This is a genomic window from Sinomicrobium endophyticum (assembly GCF_052983315.1).
Genome location: NZ_JBRKIS010000043.1, coordinates 88,300 through 107,601, shown reverse-complemented (window position 1 = coordinate 107,601; position 19,302 = coordinate 88,300). Strand labels below are relative to the sequence as shown.

Annotated in this window: 14 protein-coding genes; 9 read left to right on the top strand and 5 right to left on the bottom strand. The window is 42.7% G+C overall.

Going from position 1 to position 19,302, the window contains the following annotated elements; genetic code table 11:
• The first annotated feature begins 96 nt into the window (after positions 1–96).
• From ACVBDU_RS17150 to ACVBDU_RS17110, 9 genes are all read left to right on the top strand, one after another.
• A complete protein-coding gene (locus ACVBDU_RS17150; protein ID WP_447180952.1) occupies positions 97–753 on the top strand; it encodes a C40 family peptidase in 657 nt (218 codons plus the stop codon).
• 400 nt (positions 754–1,153) lie between these two features.
• Positions 1,154–2,104 (top strand): C40 family peptidase, encoded by a 951-nt coding sequence (locus tag ACVBDU_RS17145; RefSeq protein ID WP_447180951.1) that lies wholly within the window; start codon positions 1,154–1,156, stop codon positions 2,102–2,104.
• Positions 2,104–3,030, top strand: coding sequence for a hypothetical protein (locus tag ACVBDU_RS17140; RefSeq protein ID WP_447180950.1), 927 nt, complete (start codon positions 2,104–2,106; stop codon positions 3,028–3,030). Before ACVBDU_RS17145 ends, ACVBDU_RS17140 begins: the two co-directional genes overlap by 1 nt.
• A gap of 3 nt (positions 3,031–3,033) precedes the next feature.
• Complete coding sequence (locus tag ACVBDU_RS17135) at positions 3,034–3,897, top strand: TssN family type VI secretion system protein (protein WP_447180949.1); 864 nt, start codon at positions 3,034–3,036, stop codon at positions 3,895–3,897.
• A gap of 96 nt (positions 3,898–3,993) precedes the next feature.
• Positions 3,994–5,190 (top strand): SMP-30/gluconolactonase/LRE family protein, encoded by a 1,197-nt coding sequence (locus tag ACVBDU_RS17130; protein ID WP_447180948.1) that lies wholly within the window; start codon positions 3,994–3,996, stop codon positions 5,188–5,190.
• 18 nt (positions 5,191–5,208) lie between these two features.
• Positions 5,209–5,724 carry a type VI secretion system TssO gene (gene tssO, locus ACVBDU_RS17125; protein WP_447180947.1) on the top strand — a complete coding sequence of 172 codons (516 nt, stop codon included), beginning with the start codon at positions 5,209–5,211 and terminating at the stop codon, positions 5,722–5,724.
• Between the two features lie 24 nt (positions 5,725–5,748).
• Positions 5,749–8,223 carry an AAA family ATPase gene (locus ACVBDU_RS17120; protein ID WP_447180946.1) on the top strand — a complete coding sequence of 825 codons (2,475 nt, stop codon included), beginning with the start codon at positions 5,749–5,751 and terminating at the stop codon, positions 8,221–8,223.
• A gap of 25 nt (positions 8,224–8,248) precedes the next feature.
• Positions 8,249–8,680: a GPW/gp25 family protein gene (locus ACVBDU_RS17115; protein ID WP_447180945.1), complete on the top strand. Its 432-nt coding sequence runs from the start codon at positions 8,249–8,251 to the stop codon at positions 8,678–8,680.
• Between the two features lie 66 nt (positions 8,681–8,746).
• On the top strand, positions 8,747–10,612 hold the full coding sequence (locus tag ACVBDU_RS17110; RefSeq protein ID WP_447180944.1) for a hypothetical protein: 1,866 nt from the start codon (positions 8,747–8,749) through the stop codon (positions 10,610–10,612).
• 243 nt (positions 10,613–10,855) lie between these two features.
• Here ACVBDU_RS17110 and ACVBDU_RS17105 read toward each other — a convergent pair whose 3' ends face one another.
• The 5 genes from ACVBDU_RS17105 to ACVBDU_RS17085 form a co-directional block, all read right to left on the bottom strand.
• On the bottom strand, positions 10,856–11,773 hold the full coding sequence (locus ACVBDU_RS17105) for an endonuclease/exonuclease/phosphatase family protein (RefSeq protein ID WP_447180943.1): 918 nt from the start codon (positions 11,771–11,773) through the stop codon (positions 10,856–10,858).
• Between the two features lie 3 nt (positions 11,774–11,776).
• Positions 11,777–12,862, bottom strand: a complete 1,086-nt coding sequence (locus ACVBDU_RS17100) for an endonuclease/exonuclease/phosphatase family protein (protein WP_447180942.1) — start codon at positions 12,860–12,862, stop codon at positions 11,777–11,779.
• A gap of 310 nt (positions 12,863–13,172) precedes the next feature.
• On the bottom strand, positions 13,173–14,633 hold the full coding sequence (locus ACVBDU_RS17095) for a SusD/RagB family nutrient-binding outer membrane lipoprotein (RefSeq protein ID WP_447180941.1): 1,461 nt from the start codon (positions 14,631–14,633) through the stop codon (positions 13,173–13,175).
• A 32-nt stretch (positions 14,634–14,665) separates the two neighbouring features.
• Positions 14,666–17,764 (bottom strand): SusC/RagA family TonB-linked outer membrane protein, encoded by a 3,099-nt coding sequence (locus ACVBDU_RS17090; protein ID WP_447180940.1) that lies wholly within the window; start codon positions 17,762–17,764, stop codon positions 14,666–14,668.
• A gap of 27 nt (positions 17,765–17,791) precedes the next feature.
• Positions 17,792–19,072, bottom strand: a complete 1,281-nt coding sequence (locus tag ACVBDU_RS17085) for an alkaline phosphatase family protein (protein WP_447180939.1) — start codon at positions 19,070–19,072, stop codon at positions 17,792–17,794.
• Between the last annotated feature and the right edge of the window lie 230 nt (positions 19,073–19,302).

The following is a 19,302-nucleotide window of genomic DNA, read 5'->3' as shown; positions in this document are numbered from 1 at the left end:
AAACGTTGGTCAGGATATGTTTACGTGTAGGGTGAAAAAAGAATAAAGTTAACGTAAAATGGAAATAACGGTTTTCGGTAATTAAAATCTGCATGAATGAAAAATAGATATGTACTTGTCGGATTTGTGTTGTTTTTTATCTGTAGTTGCGGGAGTAAAAAAGACACGGTAAATATGATCACCGATCCGTATGTGAATGCGGAGTTGGGTAAAAAACCAAGGGTAGACCAGATCAGGGTTATCCGGGATATGGATATAGCTGTCGAAGAGGAAGAAAAAGAACAGGATTTGTTATCTCCTAATGACCGTGTGTATTTTGCCAGGATGCTGGGGGTGAAACCGACGGAAATTACGAATCAGAAACTTTACGCTTATATAAAGGAATGGCAGGGAGTGCCCTACCTATATGGAGGGGAAACCAAAAGAGGTGTCGATTGCTCTGCTTTAATGCGGGACCTTTATAAGGAAGTCTACGATGTACAATTGCCCCGGACGGCTTCCGAAATTATGCTCAATGACAATCATGTGGAGCGCTTTCGCTCCTTAAAATACCTCAAGGAGGGCGACCTGGTGTTTTTCCGGTCTAATAATGAAAAAATAATGACGCATGTGGGGATATATCTGAAAAATATGAAGTTTCTTTCGGCTACCGAATCCGAAGGGGTTCGGATAACCAGTCTCGAAGATCCTTACTGGCGTAATACATATAGGTTAAGCGGCAGAATAAAACCGGGGGAATTTTCTATGCGATAAGCGTGAGGATGATCTTTTAGTTATCTGTCGGATTTTGTTGTGGTGTGGGTTTTTTAAGGATTCTGTCCGGGTAATAATAACGCGAATCGTGTTCAGATTTTATTCCTCCCCGGGACGTACGGATTTGTTCTTCGCAGAGAAGCCGATCTGAAAAACCCCTGTTTTTGGTGATGTTTTGCCAGGTATATTTATTATACTTTGGTCCCTTGAGATTTGTCTTTGCTTGTGCTTCCGGGGAAGATGTTGTTGGATAATACCGAACGGAGGCAATACAAGGAACTGACAAACTTTATTCTTAGATTACTCCGTACGATGACGTGGGGGGAGTATTGTAAATTAAAGATAAGCCGGAACTCCGCAAGAAGGGGGGTAGTGTCGATAATTACAAATTAAAGAGAACATGACAAGTGCAAGAATTATAGTGTGTGTATGGCTGTTAGTGCTGGTGGTTTCCTGTAAATCCCAACAGGCTGTAATTCCTATTACCGATGAATTGGTGAAGATAGAATTCGGTGAGTTGGGAGACCTGGATACGGACGATGATGATCCGGAGGAAGAGGAAGAATCCGTAATGGAAATACAGGCTATAACAGATGATGACGTTCAGGCGGAATTCGGCGGGCCCCGCCAAAGTTCTCCGCGTCCCAGGGAGAGTTCTTCTCCTGTAGTAAATACTTCCATGGCAGAAGACGAGCCTGTCAATGCGGCACTTCTCCTGGAGACAGGGCAAGTGGTGCTGTCGGACAGTGAATCTTCCATTATACTTGACGAAGTTGAGGTTGTAGGGATATTGCGTACCGAACAATTTGCATTACCCCCCGTTTTATCGGCCCCGTTAACCCATATGAGAAATTATAATCCCAAGTCAACACCGTTGACACGGGAAGTCAAGGTTCGTAATTATTCTCCCATAACCATAGAAGATAAGGTCTTCTTCGCCAAAGAATTAAAAGTAAAGGCGATTGATGTCAATGACCCTAAGTTATATTCTTATGTAAAGAAGCGGCTCGGTGATCCGTATCAGAAAGACAGGGTAGACCATCTGACCCTGATGCAAAACCTCTATAATGAAGTTTATGAAATAAGCTTTCCGCGAACTGCTTCCAAAGCTATTCTCACCAATTATACCGACGGGCAGATTCACTATAGTAAAGATATGAAGGAGGGAGATTTGCTGTTCTTTCGTTTTAAGGACCGCGGAAAACCGTATACCCATGTAGGAATATATCTGAAAAACAAACGCTTTTTAACAGTGACACCTTCCGAAGGAGTGAAGATTGCCAGCCTTAGGGATCGCATGTGGCGTGCCGGATATATAGGTAGGGGAAGAGTGAAAAACCTGAAACACTGATGAGCAGAGAAGATATTGTTTTTGAAGAATTGCAGGATATACCTTTATTTGATCTGAAGGCGGAGCTCTTATTTGAAGTGCTCCTGCGCCGTAAAGTACAAGAGAAAGATATTACCGTAATACCACAGGGCAATTTTTTTCGTAAGTTCAGCAAGGATGTTATGCAGGTAGAACTGGATATGAACCACACGGATATGTGGAACTTTAAGCTCAGTCGCGACGGTTTTTATGACATACTTCCGGAAGGGATAACACATAATTACAGATCGCGTAGCCGCAGTGAAGATCCTGTAGAAGAGTATAAGAAACGTAAAAGAGAAGAAAAGGAAGCGCGGCACTTCTTTAACCCGCTGGAAAATGAGCTTTTTCGCTTCCGGCATGAAATTGAAAAATACGAATCGGATTTTTTCCGGGATATCAACGCTTATGGGCTGGCTGATGTAATACGTATGATCCTGGGCGTATCCGAAAAAGTACCCGATGAACTTCTTGTTAAAATGTTTTTTCTGTTAATGCGGCAAAAGAATTTTGTGAGCCGTAATACGGAAGATGTGCGTAAAGGCCTCGAATCTATTATAGGAGAAAAAGTAAAAGTTATTACGAAAAATGTTAAATTGGAGCAGGTTTTTGACCCGTATGAGAAAACAGACGACATGTTGCTGGGTATTAATACCACCCTGGAAAGTAAGGAAGAGATATATTTGAAAAAGTATCATTTTGTTATAGGGCCTCTTAAGGATTCGAAAAAACTCCTGGAATATGTCAATAAAGGACAGATGGAAAGTTTTTTAGAGGCATTTTTTCATTTATTTTTACCTTGCCAGGTACAATTTTCATATCAGTTAATGTTAAATGACGATGATCGGATTTTCCGGTTGAATGAAACCTTGTACCAATCCCGCCTGGGAATATCAACTGTTATTTAAACCATGAGAAAGATTTTAGACTATATAGTTACCGGAGAAACCCTGACCGTACTTTTGATTACGCTTGCCGTTGCTTTTATACTGAGTATGATCTTCGGCGCCAAGGCACCTAAATTCCGGAAGAAAAAGTGGAAGTATTTTTTATACGCGCTTTGTATGGGGATTATTGTTATAGGTTTCGGGGCTATTTTATACAATCTGAAATCTACGACACTTACTTCCCGCTTTGTTTCCTTCCAGGTATTGATGCTGTTGCTCGGAACAGGGCACCTCATATTTTTTCACAAGGTATTTCAGCGGTTCGAGACCAGAAAAATATACCTGGAAATCTTTTTTGCATTTATAACCGCATTGTACATGGCGGTATTTATGATACTGGTGGTTTCCTATTTTGCCGAATTCCAGTTTATCTACTATATGTCGGGCAGTCTGTTGCTCTTTATGGTGCCAACCCTGGTGCTCATACTTTTTGAAACAGCTATTACCATTCCGGCCAGACTGTTCAAACGCTGGTTCTATCCGCTTAATAACCGCTATCCCAATCCCCAGATAACCGAAATGCGCAATGTTATTTTGCTCAACCTGGTGTTTCACAAGAAACCCAATGACCGGCATATCATTAATTTCAAGGTAAAAGCCCCGAGGGCAATGGAGTTTGGCCGATTGTTCTACTATTTTATCAACGATTATAACGATAAACACCCCAATAGCCAGATACATTTTACAGATAACAAGAACGAACCCTACGGATGGTATTTTCATTCCAAGCCCAAATGGTTCAGTTCTACGAACCATATAGACCCGGACGAATCCGTGGACAGAAACGATATGAAAGATGGTGATACTATAATTTGCCAGCGTATATAGAGAAATAAAAAACGTGTGGAACCAAATGCTGAAATTGGTGTTCAGGCCATAGAAAAGTAAACAAAATAACCAGATAATTGTAAACGACAACTAATCATGGCAGAAGATATACGATATTTTCCGGTAAACTGGATCGATGGGATGAAGATCAACAAAAATCATTTTATCGAATTTCAGGACAATGTGGAAGATTTGGTTCGCGATGCGCGGAACATGGGGGTTAACCAGCTGCAATACGGTTTGCTCTCTACCAGGTTTAAAGCTCCTTTCGAGTATTCGGTAATTATTGATGAGCATAATGAACTCAATGTGTCCATTAAGTTTATGAAGGCAGTCACCCCAGGGGGTGGCCGTATAGAGATCACCGATTATACGGGGGAGTTCTCGGAAAAAATATCCCTGGAAAACTACGATTTCAAGGAAAACAGCCGTTTTCTGCTACTCAATGTAGACCCTTATAACCGGGTACCCACGGGTACACAGAATATGGATGAAATACCGCCCCGGTTTCCTCATGCCATGCCTAAGTACTATCTGACTACGGTTGCGGAAGCTGAAGTTACCCAGAACAATATAGGGCCCCTTCAGTTCCCTATAGCCAAGTTTTTTTCCAGGGGGAGTGTTTTTGAAGCGGTAGAGACGTATATTCCGCCATGTGTTACCGTAAATAGTCATCCTTCCCTGGTGAAACTTTTCGAAGCGTATGATGCCTTTTTTAAGCAAATGGAATTCTATGCGGTTCAGATATCCCAGAAAATACGGTTCCGAAGGCTTAGCGGAGACGAAAACCTGATCGCCGATATTGTATTTGCCACACTCGAAAAAATACTGGGACATGTGGGGCAAAGTATAAACCGGAACCGCTGGAACGGGTTTTATTCATCCCCGATGGAGGTTCTGGACAAAGTGGTCAGCCTTGCCCGTGTTATGAAAAACAGCTTCGATTCCTTTTCCGGGGACGGAAAAGAAATGGTCTTTAACTATTTTTCCGAATGGACTACCGAATTGGGCAGTGGGGATTACGAAAAACTGTTTTCCGAAACCATTAACCTCAAGTACAAAGGGTATGATATGGAGCCCACGGTGAAAGGAGTTATGGAATTTATAGAAAAAACGGATCACCTGTTCTCCATACTCAATCAGCTTGATTATATAGGAAGGAAGAAAGATTCCGGTATATTTGTGAATGAGAATATTGTAAAAACCGAAAGAACATCCGGTATTTTCTTTAAGCAGGAAGATAATAAAGATGCCGATAGCCAGGACGGTTCTGCATCATTTCTGGCAGATTGATCTAATTTATTTTAAACTATGGAAATACTCAATAAGAAAGAGCGGGTATCCGCATTTTTATTATTTCTCCTCATGTTGATTATTACGGTAGGGATACTGGTTTTTGCCGTCTTTTTCAATTATAAACTGCCCTGGAGAGAAAATGAGGCTTTGAAGCAGGAAAACGATAAGATAATGAATGAATTTCGCTATCAGGAAACGTTTTCGGGCAAGATAGACGGGCTGACGGCCAGTATAGATTCCCTGGACCGTTCCGGAGACAGTTTTCAGTTCCTGGAACAGACCATTGGTCTGGAACTGGCCAAACTGAAAGAAAGTGTTCCGACAGATAAAGAAGCGTTCAAACAGACCTTATTGTATAACAACGTTATCCTGAATCTCAAAGACCTTGTGACTACCAAAAGGAGGATGCAGTTACTTCGCAAGTCGGAAGCCCAGATCGACGACCTGAACAAACAGGTAAGTGATTATGAAGAGATCATCAATGACCTGAAAAAGGAACTGGAGCTTTGTAAGCAACTGAACAGGAACTAAAAAGTTATAAAACCATATACCCGAATGTTTACAGCGAACGGCACCGAGGCAATTCATATAGCGAAGCAACTGGCAAGGGAAAACCATCATCCCAGATACGCACCTGCTCATTTCCTGAAAGCGATGTTCAATCGCCGGTTTTCCTTTATACGGGAACTGGATGCTGCGGGAATAGATGTTTTTTACATAGATGAGTGGGCGGATATCCGCATGGAAGAGTATGCCAAGACCAGCAGGCCCGGAGAAGATCCGGCCCCTGACAGCACTATAGAAGCCGTTTTTTCGGAAGCCGAAGAGATCGCTAAAAATGCCGGGAGGGAAGAGGTCGGTTTTATTCCGATTTTTATGGCGCTTATAACACCCGGAGTCGGTTTTTCACACGATGAACTCAAGTCCATGCCCGTAACCTCTTCGGAAATTGCCGTAAAGATGGGGTACGGTAATCAGAATAAAAACAAAGTTACCGAACAGGCATCTCCGTTGTCCCCTTCTTATGGAGGAGAAAATGGTATGCCATCCGTACAGGGAGCTCTTGAAAAATATTGTACCGATAAAGTGCACGCCTATCGCGAAGGGGAAGATATCCCGGTAGTAGGCCGTGACGAAGAACTGAAGGCCATAACCGAAATACTGAACCGCAAGTTAAAACCACATGTCATTGTTACCGGTGAAGCCGGAGTGGGAAAGACCGCCTTGATAGAAGGGTTTTGCGGTAAGATAGCCGATAACCACATTATAGTGCCACTTCAGGGGGCCACCGTTATGGAAATAAATACCGGGGTGCTCTTTGCCGGAGCTTCCTATAAAGGTGAAGTAGAGGACCGGTTGCAGAAAATATTTGGGGAAATAAAAAGACATCCCAAACCTATTTTGTTTATAGATGACATTCACGAATTATTTGATGCTAACCAGGGAAACGGAATAGGTAGCATTATCAAATCCGAACTTGCCAAAGGGGATATCACCTTTATCGGGGCTACAACTACCGAAAAATACCGTAAATCGCTGGGAAAAGACGATGCCCTGAACAGGCGGTTCGAAACTCTGGAAATACTGGAACCTACGGAAGACCTGGCTTTGCGTATGGTAAAGAATGTGGCTCCGCATTACGAAGAACACCACCAGTTTAAAATAGATGAAGACAGTCTGAAAGAAGCAATACGGTTGTCTAAAAGATACCTTAAAGAAAAGTCCTTACCCGATTCCGCACTGGACCTTATTGACCGTACGATGTCTTCATTGCGGGTGGCAAAGGAAGTAGTGCTCGGAGAACTCCCCGAGTTGCGGGATAAACTGAAAGAACTTAAAAAATCCGGGAAAAAGGGTAAAGAAGAAGAACTGAACTGGTTGTATACCGATATACTGGATAAAGCAGGAGAGTTACTCCGTGAAGAAGAAGAGACATCCGGTTTTTACAACTTGAAAAGTTTGCCTAAAAAAGCCGGGTACCTGGAAAAACTGCTCGGACAACTGGATAAACTTACCGGTGAAGAGAATATCGTAACCCCCGATCACCTCTCGGCGGTAGTGTCGGGAATAACAGGAATACCCGCCGGAAAGGTAAAAAGTGAAGAGCGGGAGCGTTTACTCGAAATAGAAGAAACATTGAAAAAACGGGTAGTAGGCCAGGACCACGCCATAAAAGTGGTTTCGGATGCCATACTCGAATCCCGTTCGGGACTAACCAAACCCGGGCAACCCATAGGATCGTTCTTTTTTCTCGGCCCCACGGGGACCGGAAAAACGGAACTGGCAAAGTCCCTGGCGGATTTTCTTTTCGGAGATGAGAATGCCATTATCCGTCTCGATATGTCGGAGTTCAAAGAAGAACATTCCGCGGCCCTTTTGTACGGAGCCCCTCCCGGATATGTGGGATATGAAGAAGGAGGGCTGCTGGTGAATAAAATCCGGCAGAACCCGTATTCCATAGTGCTCTTTGATGAGATCGAAAAAGCACACCGTTCGGTGTTTGATGTTTTTCTACAGATACTGGACGAAGGAAAATTACACGATCGCCTGGGGAAAGAAGGAGATTTTTCCAATGCGGTAATCCTGTTCACTTCCAATATCGGTTCGGATTATGTGATTAAGTCTTTTTCAGAAGGCAAAGTGCCTCCTTCCAATGACCTGCTGGATATCATGTCCGGGTATTTCCGCCCTGAATTTCTCGGGCGTTTGACAGAAATCGTTCCTTTTGCACCGATAGGCAGGGAAAGCGTGGTGAAGATATTTGATATTCATCTGAAAAAAGAACTTACCAGTTTGCTCTCCAAACTGGATATTACACTGAAAATGACGGATAAGACCAAAGGCGAAGTCGCCCTTATGGGATTCAGTCCGGAATACGGGGCCAGGCCTATTAAAGGAACCATTCGCAACAAGCTGAAACGCCCGCTGGCCCGAAAGCTTATTTCCGGCGATGTCCGGGACGGTGATGTGCTCACCCTTACTCTTACAAAAAGCGGGGAAGTAAAGTTTTCCGTTAAAAAAGCAAAGTAATGTTTAACCCGAAAAAAGGTAACCATTGAAAGATCTGTACTATAAAATTCCCATAGACTACAAAAGGATCACCGAAGGGCAGGACCTGTACAAAGTAACTTTAGAAGAATCACTCGCACAATATATATCGTTGGTAATCACCACGATTTTCGGTGAATACAAATACGATGCGGAATTTGGTACGGTTATCTGGGATACGGATTTCAACCTGCTGTCCAATGTCAACCAGTTAAAGGACAAGATAAAAGAATCGGTTTACGAAAAGGTAAAGAAATATGAAAAACGTATGACCGTAACGGATGTAAGCCTGGCCATCGGTGAAGATACCATAGAGTACAATCCGAATATACGTATTAAAAAGAGACTGGATATAGTGGTGTACGGTATTATTAAAAAGACCAACGAACCGTATTACTACAAAAGTTCTTATTACCTGGCACCGTTTTCTTATAAATAAAAATATATATGAAGATTGCCGGAGAAATTATATGTACTTCCGTTTTTTCGGTTTAAAAACAAACGAATGAAGCAATTATCCAAAGATCAGATAAAAGACAGGCTCCTGAAAAGGGCCGCCAAACACTGGGGATATTCTGATGTGGAGCTGGAAAATATATTCGATCCTATTGTCAACCTGCTTTTCGATGTATGCGCCAAGGAACTGGAAAATATCTCCAACGAGATTTTTTCGAGCCGGAGAAGGATCACCGAAAGGCTTGTGGATATACTCACTCCTATTACCTCTTCCAAATCCACACCGTCAAGGGCCATTATGCAGGTCTTCCCGGCCGAAGAGGAGGTTACCCTGAACGACCACCACCAGTTCTTTTTTCAAAAAAGACAACACAATCCGTATAATCCGGGGGAGAAAATAGTAAGGGAATATTTTTTCGGACCTACAAAACCCGTAAAGGTTACCCGGAACTTTCTGCAATACGCCGTATTGCCTAATGGTATACAGGACGCCTCTCTCGGACAATTTCAGGAATATCTGAACGGGGAAGATTACCTGAAACCGATGCCGCACCGTACCATATGGCTGGGACTTGCCCACCGGGGAAGCGGTATAGTGAAAAACCTGATGTTCTATTTCTACATGAAGAACATACATGACAGAAATACGTTTTTTCATTTTCTCCCGAGGGCGAAATGGTATTTTAACGACCATAAGCTAACGGTATCGCAGGGCTATAACAGTAAAGGAACGACGACTGCCGGGGATCGTTTTATGGTGCATGAGGATTTTCATCATTTGCAAAGAGTAGAAGAGCATGTCAATGAGTATTACGAAAAGAATTTTATAACCATTAAAGATGTTCTCAACATAGGGGATGCCGAAAGTACCTTTCCGGAAGAATTCAAAGAGTTTGTTCCGCCCAAGACCCTTGAAGCCCTGAAAGAAGAAAAATTGCTGTGGCTTAAGGTCGAATTCCCCAATGTTATCGGGAAGAGTATATTATCCGAAATATTTTGTGCGAACAACTGTTTTCCGGTCATCAATAAAAAGATGAATGAAACCCAGGGGAATATAAAAAAGCTCCTCAATATATACCCGTTGAATATCGGCGAAGATTTTTTCCTGGAACTGTATTCCGTACTGGATGACAGAAGCAGGCAATTTGACGTTATTGCCAAGAACCAGGAAGAATTTACCGAAGATTATGCCTACCTCCGTTTTGGTGGTGTGGCGCGTTTTGACGAACGCAATGCCACGGAGATGATCGATTATATGGTAGACCTTATCCGGGATGAAGCTGCTGCTTTTTCCAGGCTGGAAACCGATTTTATGGAAACCAATCTGCACGAGATAAACCAGATTATCTCCAGGTTCCGCAACAAAATGGCCCAGACGGGAATGCACAAAAAGAATACGCCTTACCTTATCCTGAACACAAAAGGAGAGGAGAGTAAAGGAACACTATTCGTGAAATACTGGACCACCAACGGAGAAAATGCCAATAAGATCAATGCTTTTTCCAGGTTACAGGCACACAGGGGAGCCGATTTTGAAAAAGATTCCATTATGCTGCTTTCCACGACTCAGGGAGGACGAAATGAACTTACCAACTCGGATAAGATCTATGCTTACCGGGAAAATATAGTGTCTAACCAAAGAGTGGTAACCAGGCAGGATATTATCATATTATGTAAAAATCACTTTGGTGATGCCGTAGAAAATGTAGAAGTGAAAAACGGTATACAAACCAGCCTGGATGACCATGTAGGGTATACACCTACTATTGACATATTCCTGGAAAAGAACGGTGAAGTAAATTATTCCGAAGAAGAATGGGGGTTCCTCAGTGACGATCTTATGTTGTTGTTGAAGAACAGGGCGGTCAATATAGTCCCTTTCCGGGTGATGTACAGGGAGAAGCAATTCCGGTAACACAGAAGGTATTACCGGGATCTGCGCGTTTTTTCTTTTATAGGTTGAAGGCAGGTAGGGGTTCTGTTCACGAGATAATTTTCCTGAGATTATGGATACTTGATATCCGTGTATCTGTATCTTCTTGTCACTTCATCGAAATGCCTCGACAGTAACAAATATGACTTCCTGTTTTAGCGTTTTTTAATACTCCATAAAGAAAAGGACCAGGGGAGGTTTACCGGATGTATTCGTCATTTATGATCAATGAGATTGGAATGTTGTCACTACAAAGCCGTGATCTGATGGATAGATGATCTCCTTACCATTAATAACAAATGGCTCATTTAAAAAGGCCATATACGATTCGGATTTTATTGGCTTTAACTTCGGCCCCTTATAAAATATATAGTCTATCCGGTGTTCATCTTTTTTATCTTTTGTGTTCCATGTTATCCCGGGGTCATTTATCGGATTTGGATTCAGGGTTCTGTATGTGTCTATGAGCCCCAGTTCTTCCAGTATTTTTGTAGCATACCATGGTACTATCAAATTATTGTGTGTTTCTTTGGTTTCTTCTCCCCAATCCAGGTGTGAGGGAGTATTCAGATCGCCACCAAAGATCATGGGGATTGTATCTGTTTTAGCGGCATATTTTTTTATATAAGGCAACACCTCTTGTATCATCTTGTATTTGGTTCCCGTCTTTTCCCAGGCCAGAAGTTCTTCTGCCGTTTTTCCCATTTTTTCAGGTTCATCTTCCCAGGGCAAATAGTGAAACCAGTTGGAGAAGAATACCATTTTTTGCCCTTCTATAAAGATTTCCCGCCCACCGAGATAAAAAGGATATTCGGTATCTATACGTTTTCCAAAAAGGTGCTTGGACAGGATAGACAGATTGATATTCTTATCGTCCAACGCCGTACCTTCGGGAGCTATGAGATGGAGATTATACCCGAGGGCATCTGCAATGGCTTTACCTGAACCGTAAGTTTCTACCATCAATATCACATCGGGATTTATCTCCTTTATGATCTCAATAACATTTTGCCGCCCGTTTTCTATGTCATTTCCACCGTGCAGAATATTCCATACCATTACCTTAAAAGTAACCGGTTGCTCCCGGGCGTTGCATCCTATGGTAAAGAGCAATGAAATAAGAAAAAAACGAAACCTTTTCATGGACTAATTAACTTTAAAAGTTGCCAGTATGCCTTTGTGGTCTGAAGGCCATATGCCTTCGGGTAGCAGGAATTCATCCAGCAAGGTGTTGTCTTCATAACCCTGGCCTCTGACAATACATCCCGACGGTCCGGCTACGATAACATCGGTTAAAGATAAACGATCGTCCCGATTATAATAAATAAAGTCGATCCTGTCCCGATCGTCCGCATCGGGTGTCCATACCAATTTAGACAATTCCGCATCCCGGTTAAATGCTGCCCATGTAAAGCCCGGGTGTGTAACAGGATCAGGGTATTTTACCCTGTAAGCATCCAAATAACCGTTTTCCTGCAGGGTAATGCTGTTCTGCCACGGGACAACCGTACCATTGTGGTCAAATAAGTCCTTAGTGGCATTTGTCCAGTCCAGGTGAGAAGGTTCGTTAAAGTCCCCGGCCAAAAGAACAAGGTTACCATTCTGTTGTTCTGCCGAAGCATCGTTTACAAATACTTCTATGGCTTCGTCGCGCTGTGAGGCTTTATTCTGCGACAAAATCTTATGGACATCCAAAACAGGTTCCGGTAGTTTTTTCCAGGTAATCCCGTCGTATCCTCTAGGCAAATAACAGGCGTAATGAGTATAATCGAGATGAGCTGCATACACGGCAACCCGGGTTTCTTCATCTAATTCTACAATACATTTTGTCAATGCGCCCGAATTAATCGTTGGAGTAGCAATTATTGGGTGCTTAGATAAGATGACGGGAGACTTATCGGAGTTGAACGATTGGAATTCGATCCCTTTTTGTTTGAGTTCATCAACTATCCTTGCACTAAAAACCACATCATTGTGATTTCGTATTTCACAGAGCATTACCACGTCGGCCTCCGATTGGAGAATAATGTCGATGATAGCTTTAAAACCTCCTTCGACAGCGGTTCCTTTGTGCCAGGTGTTTAATGTCAGTACTTTAAGGGTTCCGTCAAAAACAACTTCCCGGGTTGTTTCTTCCGCTTTTTCTTTTTCCTGATTTTTAGGGTTGTCGCAGTTATACATGCCTACGATCAAAAAGGTAGCTGCTAAATATGAAATTATCTTTTTTAACATTTTGTAGTATTTAAAGTTTTTGAGTTATACATTTAATTTCTCTACAATACTTTGTGAAATCCTGCCTATGCCGGCAGGCAGGTCTGTGCCTACTTTGTGAGTCTCTGTGATAGAATAAGACCCGTGACAGTAAAAACCACAAAGATCTTAAAGTTTTTCACCAAGCCCACAAAGTCAGGTTCTTTTGAAATACCTATTCATTTTATGTGTATACAAATATTTAACTATTTGTTTGTTAGGTTTATACATATAGTGTCAATGTGTATAACTCAATAAAGTTTTAAGCTGTTTTTCAGGAACTGTATAAGTTTTATTCTTCTTTTAACAACCACATTATCCCGTTTACATTATCACCTTCCGGATATTGTCTCTTAATAGCAGCTTCGAGATTTTTGAGGTTGTTGTTTATTTCGCCTTGGGGATACATCCAACGTATAGGGATCATTCCGTTATTCAGTACGCCACCTCCATCTGTTTTAAATTCGGGAAATCCAGTCCTTCGCTGGTTGTAAAAAGCTTCCCAACCGGAGTTCATAAAGAATGAAATATATTTTTGGGTAATAATCATCTGTATTCCCTGTGGAGCCACATATTGTACCTGGTCTTTTTGCAGATAATCATCTATACTTTCCTGGTCTATTTTGTAGAATTGCATAGAAGCTTCAATTCCCTTATTATAGTACGCTTCCGGACTTGCGTCAATCCATCCTCTTGCAGCAGCTTCGGCCAGGGTAAATTGTAGTTCGGCGTATCCCAGGGCTATTGAGGGTTCGTTAACGGGGTCGTTATAATACCTTTCGTTTATAGGCGAGCCTTCTCCTGCGGATAGCCGCGAAGTGTTTTCAGAAAGGAGAGCACTGCCATCGAGCCCTCCATAAGCATTAAAATCGTTGGTATCAAGGTCTTTTCCGTTACTTTCTTTATCCGCCAGCTGGAATAACCGCGGGTCTTCCAGGTCTTTTAGTATCGTTACAAAAGATTCGTCAAAGTAATATGCGGTTTTAATAGAGTTGTCATTAAAATAAGGATATTCGTTGCCATCCAGGTTAAAAAAGGGTAGAGCAAGATTATCCGCATTAGATGTAAAGATCGGATAATCGGAAGGATTGTTTACAATTTCCCTGAAACGTTCCACGATATTAAGGGTATTGTTTCCTTCCTTTTTGGATAGGGAAATAAGGACCCGAAGACTTAAAGAATTAATGGCCTTTCTCCACTTTAACAGATCACTTTCGTAAACAACATCCCCGTTTATAGCACCATGATCCGCATGTAGTATGAAATTTGCCTCCTCCAGATCATTCAGGATACCGAGATAAATATCTTCCTGTCTGTCGTAAGCCGGTGCAAAGTTTCCTTCATCACCCTGGAGTGCATTTTTGTATGGAACATCCCCAAAAGTATTGATAAGCTTTAAAAAAATATAAGCCCTGAAGAATTTCCCAAGTGCCAGATAATTGGTGTTTTCTATCTTCCGGGCTTCTTCTTCCATTTTTATTATTTGTCTGAGATTGTTGTAATTTCCGAAACCGGCTCTTTGCCATCCGTAATATTGATTAGAGGAAGATCCGTCCGTATAAACCATCTGCCTGCATGCCAGTGCGGTTCCAAGGCTGACTTCATGAAGGTTATTTACCAGTATGTTGGTCAGTGATAATCCCGGATCACCTTCAGTGGTCCTGTTCGGGTCCGATTGGTATTCTTCAAAGTCTTTACAACTTATGACGTTGAGGAGAAGAATACAGCTTAGTATGATTTTATATGTTTTCATTTCCAGTATTTTTTAAGATAAGGTCTTTACGATTAAAAACTCAGGTTTACATTAAAGCCTATATTTCGTGTAGAAGGGGCTTGTAAATTGTCATAACCGGGATCGGGATCTACGTTGGGCAATCTGGACCAGAGGGCGAGATTTCTCCCTACCAGTGAGAGGGAAGCCTTATCAAAACCGATCTTTTTAACAAAACTATCGGGTAGGTTATACGTAAAAACGACTTCCCGGAGTTTGAGATAGGTTTGATCATAATAGTGGTCCAGAAGGGCATTACTAGTATCCTGCATCCAGGAAATATAATTAACTTTGGTAGTGTTGGGGCTATAAATACGATTATCGTTGACAATAGTTCCTTCACTGTCATATTCTACAGTACCTTCTGCTACCACTACTCCTGGGCCTGTATATGTGGCCTCGCCATTGTTTGCGGCATCCCGGTGTTCGTTTACAGTGCCGGGATGTGTCCCGCCCCACCACATTTTCTGATTGGTGGATGAATAGATTAATCCCCCTATTTTTCCATCCAGGGAAATGCCCAGGCCGAAATTTTTATAACTGAACTTATTCTGGAATCCGAACACCCAGTCCGGGTCGGAATATCCCCGTTTACGTAAAAAAGGATCCGGAAGGGGGAGCCCGTTACTGCCGTATATGAGTTCTCCTCCCGGAGTTTTCAGATAAGGAGTCATATATATCTGATCGGTCCTGGTACCTACTTTGATGTTGCCTATCCGGTCGGACCCATCGTAAGTACTTTCCAGGGTTCTGTAACTCTGGCTCCAGTTGGTCATGATATCCCAGGTAAAATTTCCGGATTTGACGGGAACGGCTGAAAGTGTCAATTCGATTCCCTTTCTTTTGTATTCGTTGCCGTTTATTAACCTGGAGTCATATCCGGAGGTTATGGAGATGGGGACCTCAACCATGTTTTTGGTGTCGGTTATAGTATAATAGGCGGCATCCAGGGCTAGGCGATTATTAAAAAACCTGAGATCTATCCCTAATTCATAGGTGTCAGATGTTGCCGGCTGTAATTCGGGATTTGGTAAAGTCCCCGGGTATGAAAGGGAACCATGATTGTTCCAGCTACTGCCTATATTGTATGCGGGAAGATGGGCGTAGGGATTTTTAACATAATAGGGAGATAACCTGCCATCGCTTACATTGGCCCAGGAACTTCTCAGTTTTACAAAAGGGGCATCAGCGCTAAAGTTCAGAAGATCGGATAAAACGACCGATAAAGACATAGAAGGGTAAAAGAAGGAATTATTGGAGACGGGCAAAGTGGAAACCCAGTCATTTCTTCCCGTAATGTTTATATAGATCGAATGCAGTAACTCCAGGTCTAAAGTGGCGTAAAGGCTGTTTACCTGTTCCTCTCCGTTCCAATTGGAACTCGAAGGGGGATTAATGGAATTCCCCATATTATAAAACCCGGGAATGGTAAGCCCATCCGTTTGCGTGGATACACTTCTGCTCATCCAATACCTGTTGGAAGCTCCGGCAGTTGCGGTGAAAGAGAAAATTTCGTTGATTTCTTTATCGTACGTGGCAAGAATGTCCGTGTTAATGCTAAACTCGTTGGTATTACTTATAGAATAATCCCCTCTGGAAACATCTCCGTATCCCAAAAAGCTTTTCGGACGTTTCCAATCGCGGTTAATATTGGAGGAATTAAAACCGGATCTTGCAGTAAATGACAAATTTTCCGTAGCGTCATATTGAAGTTGTACCTGACCGAAGCTATTGTCCTTATAATAGCCCTGGAGGGCTTCGTAAGCAACAAAGTAGGGGTTGTTGTACCAGGATGTGTTGTAGTGTCGTTGTTGAATGCCTTCCTGCCCTTCTTGCCAGTAATTTCTAAGGTCGCGGATATCGATGTCCGGTCCTGTCCACAGAATAAGATTGTACAGGTAATTATAGGGTCCGTAACCAACTTCGGGGAAATTACGAGTGTATTGCCGGTTATAGGTGATGGAGGCATCTGCCTTGAGTTTGTCGGTAATTTTATATCCGCCGGACACCCCGAAAGAAGCATTTTTTAAATCGGTATTCGGGACAACCCCTTTTTGATATATGTGTGATGCCGAAACCCGGAAGCTGCCCTTTTCATTCCCTCCGCTTACGGCCAGGTTATTGGTTACGATCATACCGGTCTGGAAAAAATTTTTCACATTGTTTTTCCCCCTGGAAAGAAAAGGCAGGGGGATTCTCTCGCCGGTGTCGGGGTCTATTGGGCTGTTATATTGTACTACCTCCCGGTACCCACTTGGTGTGGATGGGTCCGGTTGATCCAGTTTTGGCCCCCAGATCCAGCCGGCTCCTTCACTTCCGGACCCCGAACCATTTATGTATTCATATACTCCGAAATTCCCGTTGCCATAGGTGGATTGTACCTTTGGGATCCGGATATAGCTTGGCTGAAACATGACACTGGCATTGTAATCCACGGTTACTTTTCCTTCCTTGCCTCTTTTGGTGGTAATCATCATAGCACCATTTCTTCCTATGGAACCATACAAGGCAGAGGCCGTAGCACCTTTCAAAATACTAATGTCCTCTACATCGTCGGCATTGAGTTTCCAGAAGTCACCATCCGTATTGGGAACCCCGTCTATAACTATCAAAGGCCTTGCACCTCTCAGAGATATGCCGGGGTCCTGGAAAAGGTCCGTACTGTTATTGATGACCAATCCGGCGACTTTCCCTGTGAGGGAATTGATGACATTGGGTTCGCGTGCTTTTACCATAGTTTCTCCTTTGACTTCCTGCACCGCATACCCCAGAGCCTTTGTTTCCTTTTTGATCCCCAGAGCAGTTACCACCACTTCTTTCAGTTCTTCGGTATCTTCCGCAAGAACTACTTCCAGGTGATCTTTACCCGCAACTGGCACAGTCCGGGTTTTAAAACCAATATAGGAGAAAACAAGGCTGTCCTGAGGCGATCCGGTTGTTATTGTAAAAAGTCCGTCAAAATCGGCTACGGTTCCATATGTACTTCCTGCAACGGAAATGTTAACCCCTCCCAGGGGAACTCCATCGGTATCGGTCACTTTTCCCGAAACTTCATGCTGAGCAAAAAGTTTAGGTGTTATCGATAACAGTAAAATAATAAAATAATATTTCATCACTGTGGCTAGTTTTTGGTTATTTATTTAGTTTGTGGTTTTAACCCAGGTATTCCGTGTATTTTCCGGGGTTTCGAGAACTATTTTATAAAAGGTGCCGGGCTTGTCCGGGGTATATTTAAAGACCTCGTCCTTTATACTGGCCTCTCCTATAATACGATAAGAATCTTTTCCGCCGGTTTTGTAGTTATTGGTTTCTGTGATCCGGAGAGATGCGGTGCCTTCACCGTTTTTACCGGTATTTTTCCACCGTATAACGAGTTGTCCCTCCAGTATTTCGCCTTCGAGATGAGTGACACTTACGTCACCTGTCAGGGAAACTCCGTCCATTTCATAAACCAGTTCTTTCGGGAGGTCTATACCGAGAAAATCTGTCATGGTGGGTAGTATATCAACAATGGCCGGGATTTCTTCCCGGAAGTAATCATTGGTATCCGGGCTGTTGGTGACGATCCAGGTACTTCTTTCCCTTTCGGACTGCCCGCCGTGATGGTGCCCGGTTTCTTCGGTTCTCCCGTGATCTGTGGTGATGATAAAGAGCCATTCTTCATTATGATCTTTTTCCCTGACCTTTACGGATTCCCATATTTTGCCGATCAACCGATCTTCAAACGCAATGGCTTCGGTAAGTTGCGGACTGTCCCCGTATTTGTGCCCCATATCGTCCGTATATTCGAGATAGACCCAGGAGAGGTCCGGGGCTTCCTCCGTGATATACCTGGCGGCTTCCAGGGCGACTTTTTCATCGATATTACGGATGTATTGCCTTTCGGTGTCATGGGGGAAGTTTACGGTGTCCAGTTCAAAGCCGTCATAGGCGTAATCTACCTGGAGATGGCCGGTTTCCGGAAGACCTTCACCAATCAGTTTTGTCCGGTTGTCCAGCCAGGTGGAGAATATGGCTGTCTTTTTGTGAGGATGGTAATCCTTTAAAAGCCTGTAGATGGTAGGATAATGATAATTGGGGGCTTTTATGCTGTTGCCCCATACATTGTGTTTGTTTACCCAGGTCCCGGTGAGCAGGCTGTTGTATCCTACCGCCGAAATGGTAGGTGTTTCGGAATAGCTACCTTTTTTCCCACCCACATAGGCCCTGGTGTACCCTCCGTTTTTGGCGATCTTGTCCAGGTAAGGGGTCTGATTTTTTTCTATCATATCGGCTGAGAGTCCGTCTATGATGATAAAAACAACTTTTCGCGGTTTTTTATCAGAAGGGTAAAGATCGTTCGGGGAAAAGCTTTCGGCAATTAGCGGAAAGCACAATGTACATGCAAGTATTACTGCAAGTAAATGCTTCTGTGGTTTCATGTTGTTTTGGTTGACGGTTTTAACAAAAATAATAAATTTATTGAATGTTCATTCAAAATAAAATAATTTTGTCTCATAACCTGATTGTGTTTTGTTGTTTTATTTCAGTTCTTTAGGTCCTTGGAAAGGATGCTGAGGCAAAGGTAAATCCATGATGTTTTAAATTGAATGAATGTTCAGTTAAAAAAACATTATACAAACGTTTTGTTTTTGTTATGTGTGCCCCAGGC